At 32.0% G+C, this 9,208-nt stretch carries 14 protein-coding genes; 5 read left to right on the forward strand and 9 right to left on the reverse strand.

Annotation, left to right across the window (positions count from 1 at the left end; genetic code table 11):
- Positions 1–70: 70 nt before the first annotated feature.
- From UEQ13_RS00260 to UEQ13_RS00300, 9 genes are read right to left on the reverse strand one after another with little or no spacing between them, the layout of a single operon-like run.
- A complete protein-coding gene (locus tag UEQ13_RS00260) occupies positions 71–226 on the reverse strand; it encodes a hypothetical protein (RefSeq protein ID WP_329804362.1) in 156 nt (51 codons plus the stop codon).
- Positions 227–282: 56 nt separating this feature from the next.
- Positions 283–651, reverse strand: coding sequence for a hypothetical protein (locus UEQ13_RS00265; RefSeq protein ID WP_329804363.1), 369 nt, complete (start codon positions 649–651; stop codon positions 283–285).
- A complete protein-coding gene (locus tag UEQ13_RS00270) occupies positions 651–1,085 on the reverse strand; it encodes a hypothetical protein (RefSeq protein WP_329804364.1) in 435 nt (144 codons plus the stop codon). The genes UEQ13_RS00265 and UEQ13_RS00270 overlap by 1 nt, the downstream gene beginning before the upstream one ends.
- A 1-nt stretch (position 1,086) precedes the next feature.
- On the reverse strand, positions 1,087–2,292 hold the full coding sequence (locus UEQ13_RS00275) for a DUF2586 family protein (RefSeq protein WP_329804365.1): 1,206 nt from the start codon (positions 2,290–2,292) through the stop codon (positions 1,087–1,089).
- Complete coding sequence (locus UEQ13_RS00280; RefSeq protein ID WP_329804366.1) at positions 2,292–2,657, reverse strand: hypothetical protein; 366 nt, start codon at positions 2,655–2,657, stop codon at positions 2,292–2,294. The genes UEQ13_RS00275 and UEQ13_RS00280 overlap by 1 nt, the downstream gene beginning before the upstream one ends.
- A 1-nt stretch (position 2,658) precedes the next feature.
- Positions 2,659–3,138, reverse strand: coding sequence for a hypothetical protein (locus UEQ13_RS00285; RefSeq protein ID WP_329804367.1), 480 nt, complete (start codon positions 3,136–3,138; stop codon positions 2,659–2,661).
- 1 nt (position 3,139) lies between these two features.
- Positions 3,140–3,550 (reverse strand): N-acetylmuramoyl-L-alanine amidase, encoded by a 411-nt coding sequence (locus UEQ13_RS00290; protein WP_329804368.1) that lies wholly within the window; start codon positions 3,548–3,550, stop codon positions 3,140–3,142.
- Entirely contained in the window at positions 3,550–4,560 is a 1,011-nt protein-coding gene (locus tag UEQ13_RS00295) for a hypothetical protein (protein ID WP_329804369.1), read from the reverse strand. The genes UEQ13_RS00290 and UEQ13_RS00295 overlap by 1 nt, the downstream gene beginning before the upstream one ends.
- Positions 4,561–4,591: 31 nt before the next feature.
- A complete protein-coding gene (locus UEQ13_RS00300; RefSeq protein WP_329804370.1) occupies positions 4,592–5,746 on the reverse strand; it encodes a Clp protease ClpP in 1,155 nt (384 codons plus the stop codon).
- Positions 5,747–5,942: 196 nt separating this feature from the next.
- Between UEQ13_RS00300 and UEQ13_RS00305 the strand changes: the two genes are divergently transcribed.
- The 5 genes from UEQ13_RS00305 to UEQ13_RS00325 all read left to right on the forward strand — a co-directional run.
- Positions 5,943–6,404 (forward strand): DUF1804 family protein, encoded by a 462-nt coding sequence (locus tag UEQ13_RS00305; protein WP_329804371.1) that lies wholly within the window; start codon positions 5,943–5,945, stop codon positions 6,402–6,404.
- A gap of 7 nt (positions 6,405–6,411) precedes the next feature.
- Positions 6,412–6,648: a hypothetical protein gene (locus tag UEQ13_RS00310; protein ID WP_329804372.1), complete on the forward strand. Its 237-nt coding sequence runs from the start codon at positions 6,412–6,414 to the stop codon at positions 6,646–6,648.
- Positions 6,648–8,165, forward strand: coding sequence for a hypothetical protein (locus UEQ13_RS00315; RefSeq protein ID WP_329804373.1), 1,518 nt, complete (start codon positions 6,648–6,650; stop codon positions 8,163–8,165). Before UEQ13_RS00310 ends, UEQ13_RS00315 begins: the two co-directional genes overlap by 1 nt.
- Before the next feature lies 1 nt (position 8,166).
- Entirely contained in the window at positions 8,167–8,580 is a 414-nt protein-coding gene (locus tag UEQ13_RS00320) for a phage protein Gp36 family protein (protein ID WP_329804374.1), read from the forward strand.
- 74 nt (positions 8,581–8,654) lie between these two features.
- Positions 8,655–9,208 (forward strand): phage portal protein family protein (locus tag UEQ13_RS00325; protein ID WP_329804375.1); only part of this gene is annotated, 554 nt, incomplete at its 3' end.

Raw genomic sequence — 9,208 nt, forward strand, 5'->3', positions numbered from 1 at the left:
GTAACCTCTTTTACTGGTTTAGTAATCTTATCTACAAGTTCGAGTATCCAATTTGAAGTTTGATCTGACATTATTCGTTTTCTGGTTTAGCTTGAAATAGTTTAGCTAAAACTGTCGCTAAAATTTCGGTGTCTAATTTTTTTAAAAATTGTGCTTCATTATACAACTTAGTCCATTTTTTTAAAGAGAGTTTTTCAGGCTCTCTTTTAAAATAACTTCTTATCAAGGCATTACCTTGTTTGTAAAAATCATAAGGGTCATCCGACGCTATTTCTCCGTCGGCTAACGCTTTTTTACAATAGTTTCTCTTTTTTTGAAAATTTTGGCTAAATCTTGGTATGCAGCACTACGCATTTCATCGTCAGTAAGCACTTCATCAGAACCAGCAACTCTACAAGTATTAAAAAGAATTTGAAGCCCTTTAATTGCTTCTTCTTTTTTAGTGTATTTTGCCAAAAGTTCTAAATGCTCTAATTCTGGTTTCTTGAAATAGGTAGCGTGTTTTACACCGTCTTCATCCTCAGTAATTACTTCGGTAACATTTTTTAGTTTGTTCTTAGTTTTTAATGCAGCAAGTGCATTATCATCTAAATAGCCAACTATAGCCGATGTGTCTAAAACCAAATCGTCTGTTTTATTTGTATTTTCCATTATTGATTCCAATCTATGTGAGTGATAATTCCTTCTAATTCTTGACCAACTACTTTGTCTCCATTTTTAATGGTTCTTCCTAATTTTGTAGGTGTGAAATTTCTCAAAATATCTTTGTAAATTCTTGAAGAATACTCGTATTGAGCAATAATATCAGTTGGTGCTGCTTCTTGTAAACGTTTCCCCGCAGGAATAGCGTCTAACATTGCCACAACCTCTTCCATAACCAAAACAAGTTTTACCTTTGCTTCGTATTTACCGTCTGCTTGACCAATAGGAAAAGGACCCGCTCCATAAACGTTTTCTTTTTCCATAGTATCATCATAACCTAATTCGTTGATACCTTCCATATCTCTTCCGTAAATATTTGCAGTTACGGAATTCCATCCAGCCATTTTACCGAATGAATTTATTAGAGTTGTTACTTTAGCCATATTATATTAAACTTAAATCTACCTCGAAGGTGTGAATAATTGCGCCTAATGTTACACTTGCCTTTACAATTAAAGGTGTTTGATCAGTAGGGTTTTGATTTTGTGGAATAAGCAAATTATATCCGCTTATTTCTTTATTTACACGCATTACTTGAAGTGGCTTTTTACCAATGTTTTCCAAATCTGTAATTGCTGTATTTTTTAAAAATCCAGTTTCTGGATTTCTTTCAAACCAACCACGTACTTTTGGTAATAATGCGTTTCTAATACCTAATGCAGCTTTGTCCCAAACTCCGTTATTTTCTCCAGAAGAGTAATCAGAGGTTAAAGCAATACATGTTGGTTCTCCATTAAAATAAACACCAGGGAAGCCTTGAAAACTTCCAGCATATATGTAGCCAAAATTGGTCAACTGTTTTAAATCTATTTGTGATAATGATGAAACAGGTGTACCATCACTCAAATTAGCCGAAAGCCATCTTCCTGTTAAAGTATCTGTTAAAGGAAAAGTTAAACTTCCTTTTTTATCATCTGGTTTTACAATGATATCTACAGATCCTAAATTTTCATTTGGTTTTCTTGCAGCTCGCATTCCTAAAACCGAACCAACTGCAGCATAAGTTGCATAAGCAGGGTCCAAGGAAGCAATAGCCGGATCTTGAGCAATTACAACAGAAACTTTACCACAATTTAATGTGCGCTTAGTAAGTGCTGTTTTAGAAATATTTCTACCTTCTAAGTAAATACCATTTAGATAAATTTTATCAGCAAACAAATCGTTTATAAACGTTTGACAAGCAGTTATTTCATCATCTAACACTAAACCTACAGGTGCGCCGTTTAAAACAAAACCAATACGTTTTACATCTGTATGTTCTCTAAAAGTTGCTTTTGCAGCGTCTGTAGCAAAATAAGTTGAAGCTTTTACACTATCAGTTAAAACAACTTTTAAAATTCCATTAGGTGCCTTTGCGAAAAACTCTTCAATATGGTAATGAAGTAAAATTGCTTCATTAGCATCAAAGGCTGGGTTTATTCCTGCTGCTTCAGCGGATGGTAACGAATTAAACACATTTATTGTGTTATTTACCAAATCACCAGGTAAAGCAGATGCCACAACAACTAATGCCATTACAGCATCAGTTGATAAGGTTTTTCGGTTTAAACCGCCTTGACCTTGATTAACATTTACACCTTCAAAACTCATTATCCTTGATTTTGTGTATTAACATCAATTTCTTTTGCAATGGATTCACGTCTTTCTTTAACTGCTTTTAAAACAGTTGCACGTTTTTCGCCACTATCTTCTAATGCATTCAATTGCTCAACTGTGTAAGTTGGAATTTCTGCAATTAAATCTTCTGCTTTTTTAGGAGCATCTTTTTTATCCGTCGATTCAGTTTTTACATCTTCGATAACTTCACTACGTTTTACAGTTACTACATCTTCGTTATGAAGTTTCGCTCTGTCTTCCGCTAAAAAAACTTGGTTATCTGGAGTTACAAAAACTTTTTTAGCATTAGAGTATCTTTCAAATACCTCTTTAGCTGCCGCTTTAATATCTTTGTTCATGTTAAAATATTTTAAATTTGTAAATTTTTAATAGTGTAAAAAGTAAGAGAATCAAGAATAGAATCCTTCCTATATAAATTTGTGTTGTTTGCCACCATGTTAGAATATTAGTAACAATTGGTTTGTTTATTTCCTTATAGCTTTTAATAAAAGTTTCTTTCCATTTTGCAAATAGTTTTTCAGATTCAGAAAAGCAATCAACTTGCAAAACATTATGTTCAATTACAACATTTGGAATATTCAGTTTTCGTCCTGAATTTTGAGCGGTAATTTTTTTTAAAACTACTTTACCATTCTGACACTCCAGAAGCGCCTTTATAGAACTGCTATCTTTTTCTATTTGAAAAATGGTGTCATGATTAGTTATAACAATAGAATCTTTTACAATTTCATTTTGAATAATAGGTTGCTTCGATTTGCATGAGGTCATAAATACCAATATTGCTAACAAACTGTACCAATAAATCAGTGCTTTTTTCATTTTATATGTTTTTATATTCTTTTTTAGCATCAAAACTTGGACAGGCTTTCGAAACATTTGGAAAATCTTTATGTCCTTGAATAATTGCTGTTGGAAATTGATTCTTATACTTTTTTAAAAGTTTTAATAGTGTGATTTTTTGATTTGGAGTTCTATTATCAAAAGGCTTATTATTTGAATCAACGCCACCTAAATAAGCAATGTTTATCAAATTACTATTAAACCCTTTTACACCATTAGAAGTTTCTTCAATGGGTAATAATTGAGCTTCAGTACCATCTGGTAAAATTATAAAGTGATAGCCGGGCATTTTCCAACCTAGTTGATTTTTCCAATAGCTTTGAATTGCGCTAATGCTCGTTTTTTGAGAGGTTGCTGTGCAATGCACGGCTATATACTTTATATTTCTCATTATACTACTACACCATCAATTATTGCTCCTTGACCTTGGTCCATAATTGCAAAACATCCGAAGTATAAATCATAACCAACCACATTTTTTCTGTTTTCTGGATCATCCTTTGCAGCTCTTGCAAAACGAATTACACTACCTTTAGCTTTAACTGTAGATTGTTTGTGAAATGCAATAGATGAAGTACGACCTGCAGTAACGCTATCAAATGCTAATTTTGTTTTTAAAGTTTGGTGGTATGTAGGTGTATAAACCTCTTCATAAATTTTGAAGCCGTAATAAGTCATTTCAATATTACCATTAACACGATTCATATAACCTTTTTCAAATACTGAATCTTCAAGTAATAAATCATTTGCATGAGTAGAATTTAACACTAAAACACGACCTTGTTTTGGTACTGATAATTTGTCTAATTTTCCTTTAAATAAGATAACATCAGCTTTGCACAGTCTTTTACGTGTTCCATCTGCCGCACCTGTAGTTTCTAAAACTGGTGTGTCAGTTGCGTTTTCAGCAGGTGAAATTGAGTGTAAAGCATGATCAGTAGATTTGCTTTCTAATTCTTCTTTCAATTCTAAATTAATATCACCTTCTTTATCGTATGCAACAGCATATAATTCATCAGCTGTAACCTCTCTATTTTGAGTAGAATATTTATTTAATGCAACAACTACTTTTTCATCATTTCTTCCAGATGAAACAATTGGATAAACCGCATTGTTAATTAATACAGTTGGTGCCGAATCGCCTTTTCGTTTAGGGATTTTAATAGCATCATTACCCACCCAATTGTCTTTACTTGTTACCTCAGATATCCAAGTACCTAAATGCTTGAATTTTGATAAAATAAATTTTTCGTTCAAACTATTTAATAAATCCCCATCTACAATTGCTGCAGTATGCATATTTACTCTTTGTTCTTTACTAATTGAAGTAGGAATCATTGCGAAACCTGTTGCGACGAATAATAACATCGCTAATAAGAATAATCCGAATTTTGTTTTCATAAATTTTTATTTTTTAAAATTTTGTATTTATTTATTTTGCTAAATAAGCAGTGTATGCACTTGTAAAAGCCTCTGGGTCTTCATTTGCTAAATTGTCACGTTCAGCAGTTGTCATATCTTCAAAAGCTTTTAAAAGAGTTCCTTCTTTACCAGAATTTCCAGTAACTGATGCGCTAATTTTCACAAGTGATTGTAATGAATTGATATGTGCTTCACATCCTTTGAAATCATTTTTAGCCCAACCTTTTAAACCTTCTACTTGAGTTGCAACAATTTTCTTCTCTGAAACTGCTTTGTTTAGTAATGCATAAATTTGTTGATCTAATGCGTTTGCATCTGCAGTAATTTTTTCCTGTTTTAAAGCAGCGACCGTTTCGGCAGCTACTTTATTGGCTTTAATAGCCGCTTCGATTTGAGCTTCAGAAGCATCTGAAGTTAAACCAAGCATAAGAGCAATTTTCTCTTTGTCCATAATGTTTAAATTTGATTTTTTACTTGTTAATTTTGGAATATTTGGAGAACCAAAGGCTTCAAACATTGCTTTTGTTTCTGGTGTTATTGTTGCTTTTTTTATTACACCAGTTATAAATTTTTGTGCAACTGCTTCTTTAGCTGTTAGCCAAACATCACCTTTTGACCATTTAGCCTCAATTTCGTCAGTTGTCATTCCTGTTTTTTCAGCGTATGTTTCTTTGTATTGTGTAGTCAAAGTTTTTAGTAAAGTCAGTGATGATTCTACTTTGTCTTCATTTCCAGAAAAATAACCAGAAGGTTTATGATACATAAATTGTCCGTTTTCAGCCATTTCAAAACTGTCAAGGCTCATTGCAATTTTTGTATATGCGGATGCTACTAATGCGCCTCCAAGTCCTTTTTTTGAACCAGTAAATCTTTGAAGTTGATTTTCAATTTCAGCACCTATAAAGACATCGCCACCTGGTCCGTTTAAATAAACATTTACATCTTGAATTCCATCAGCTATAAACTGGTCAATTTTTGCCGTCAACTCTTCTGTTGAAGTATTATACTCGTACAAAGCACCTGTTATTCTAATATCAGCCGTTTTGCCTTTTTTTTCTGCTACAATAACTAAAGGAAATTTCTCTGATAAATGAGCAACAATAAACGGAGTAAGGTCGAGTGATCCCGAACCTGTAATTAGTATTTTTTCATTTGTGTTTTTCATTTAATTAGAACTAAATTTTATTTAAGTTTTCTCTTTTGTATAGTGCAAATTTTAGGTAATTATTAAAACTTAAAAAATTGATTATCAAACATTAGGAGTGTAAACCTCATATAAAGGAATAGGTTCATTGTATAAAATATTTCATTCTTTTTATTACTTACTTATAGTGCAATTTTGTGGTATAATAATTAAAGAAATGGCAAAAATTAGGGAACAAAAACTAGCGGAGGATTTATATATAAACGCAAAAAAAACAGCTAAAGAAATAGCTAGTTTAGTTGGTGTTTCTGAAAAAACCGTTGGAGACTGGATAGTTAAATTTAAATGGAAAGAACGTCGAAACGCAAAACTTTCATCAACAACAAATGGTCTTGAAAACTTAAATCAGCTTATAGATACCTATGCTGAAAAATTAATTGCAATTGAACAATCTGATAAACCAGATGCTAAAGAACGCGCAAGATTAATTGATGCACTTGCAAAAGCTAATAAATCAAAAGAATCTTTTGAAAAAGACAATAAAATCCCCTACAACACTTATATCAATGTAATGGAACTAATAATGGGTGATATGCTATTGAAAATAGAACCAAAACATCATTTACCAATTTTAGAATTTTTTGAAAATCATACTAACGAACTCGCATTAAAATACTAATTAAACTATGTTTAAAATCATCTTAAATCTAATTATGGCAAGAGCATCTGCCACAGAATGGCAATTGCAAATAGGCGCACATTTACTAAAAAAAGGCTGTGGCTTTTATGTTGGACAAATTATTAAGGAAAAGAAAATTGGAAATAAAAGATACAGGGTAAGTGTCATCACAAATTTACTTTTTGACTTTTCAGATAACAAAATTTCCCATACTGCAGAAAAGAAAATTGTAAATATCGATTAATGAAATCCATTGATAAAATAGCGCAAAAGCGGTTTCTTGACAAGATTGAACTTATTAGAGCATCGGGCGGAAGTATTGATCCTAATGAGACAAAAGAACAAAAGAAAATTCGTATACAAAAGTTAAGCAAAGATTTTGCCTATACAGTGCGTTATTATTTTCCACACTATGCAGCGTATGATACTCCAGATTTTCATATTGAACTTGCTGGAATGGTGGCTTCGAATCCTTTGTTTAAAGGTTTTGCCGAATGGGGACGTGGATTGGCAAAATCAGTAATTTGTGATATTATTTTACCTTTTTGGTTATGGCTAAGAGGCGACCCAATGTACTTGGTAATTATTGGTAATAATGAAAAAAAAGCAATTCAATTATTAGCAGATATAAGAGCAGAATTTGAAGGTAACCCAAGAATTATAGCCGATTTTGGTGAGCAAAAAACTTATGGAAGTTGGGATGAAGGTTTTTTTGTTACTAAAGGTGGTTTTATTGGACAAGCTTTAGGAACTGGTCAATCTGTTAGGGGTTTAAGGGTAAAGAATTTACGTCCAACTATGATTGTTCCAGATGATACTGAAACACAGGACACTATTAAAAATGAAAGACGTCAAGACCAAATTGTGCAATGGATTTTGTATGATTTAATTCCAACAATGGACGGAGATTATAGAAGGTTCTTGTTTGCAAATAATGCCGCTTTTCATATAATGATCCAAAAGAAATTACAAGAGTTAAATCCAACTTGGAAAGTTCATCACATTAAAGCCTATGATGAACAAACTTATTTACCAAGATGGAAATCAAAATATAAAGACGATTATTACAAGATACTTGAAAAGGAAATTGGAATATTACCCGTAAGAGCTGAATACAACAATGAACCTCATGTAAAAGGTAAAATATTTACAGAAGAATTAATTCAATGGTGCAAATTACCAAGATTAGATCATTTTGATTGTATTGTATCTCATTGGGATGTTGCTTATTCTGGTTCTGCTACAGGTGATTACAATGCTGTAAGAATTTGGGGTTTAAAAGACAAACAATTTTACTATATCACATCATTTGTGAAAAAATGTAAAATGAGAGCTGCCGTTGAATATATGGCAGATTTTGAAAAGAATCTACCAGAAAAAGTAAGAGTACATTGGCGTTTTGAAGCACAATTTTGGAACGATGAAGTAGAACGAACCATTAGAGAAGTTGAAGATGCTTTTGAAGTGGATTTACGAATTACAAAGGTTGATAATCCTCGAATAAAAAAATATGATAGAATTGTTTCAATACATCCATATTATCAAAATGGGCGTATTTGGTGGAATGAAAAAATGAAAAGCCACTCTGACACTCAAATTGGAAAAACACAATTATTTTCAATAGAACCTGGTTACAATTCTCATGATGATGCACCTGATGCAGATGAACAATGCATTACTTTTTTATCGAAACATATTTACGAAAAGTCAAAAAGCGGTAAGCCAATGACAGGAAGAGTTGAACGAAAACATTTATATTAAAATGGCATTATATTTTATAACAAAAGAAGATTTAGTAAATCAAATATTCGAAGACTATTTAGATGATAGTTTAGAAGATGATTTAGAAATATTGGAAAAAATTGAGCTTGAGAATATTTCCTTAATGAAAGGAAAGCTACGAGATAGATACGATGTGTCTAAAATTTTCAGTTCCGAAGATTATGAAGACAAACCATTAATTAGAAAAATATTATCATCTCTAATTAATTATGCAGTTGTAAAGCGTAACAAAGCTCGAAAAATACCAAGTACTTTTAGCGATGAATACAAGTGGGCAATGGCATGGTTAAAAGACGTTAAAGATGGTAAAGAAACACCTGTGTTCCCAGTTTTAGAGAACAGTAGAAAAGAAGTTAAATGGGGTAATAATAGAAATAGCGACTTATATATCTAATGGGACAAAACGCAAAAATAGGCAGAACACACGACAATAGACCGTCAAACATAATACTTCCAAGAAGTAAAAGTTTGAGTGTACAAACATTGAAAAAATGGAAGGATTCTATGGCTTTGGCTCAATTGTCAGAAAACCCAAATCGTGGACCTTTGTTAGAACTATATGAAAGTATTCGATTAGATAGCCATTTGGCTTCACTAATTGAAGGTCGTGTTTTAAAAATAATTCAATCTAAATTTAAAATTGTTGATTTAAAAGGTATCGATAATCCAGAACTAATGCCTTTATTGGAACAACCATGGTTTAATAGTTTTATTTATCATTCAATTATGGCAAAGTTTAACGGCGCAACTGTAATTGAACTTTGGGATTTAGTACCCGAAACAATGGAATTGGCAAATGTAAATTTAATCCCATTAGAAAACGCACTAACAGGACCTGGTTTAATTGTTAAAGAAGTTGGAGACACTACAGGTTATTCATATAGAGAAGAACCTTTAAAAAACTACTACATACAAATTGGAAAAAACAGTGATTTAGGTATATTTAAAGACGTTGCCCCAGATGTTCTAACTAAACGATTCACAAAAGCAGCATGGCATGAATTAGTGGAAAAAGAAGGAAT

Source organism: Flavobacterium facile, from assembly GCF_036321945.1.
Classification (GTDB): domain Bacteria; phylum Bacteroidota; class Bacteroidia; order Flavobacteriales; family Flavobacteriaceae; genus Flavobacterium; species Flavobacterium facile.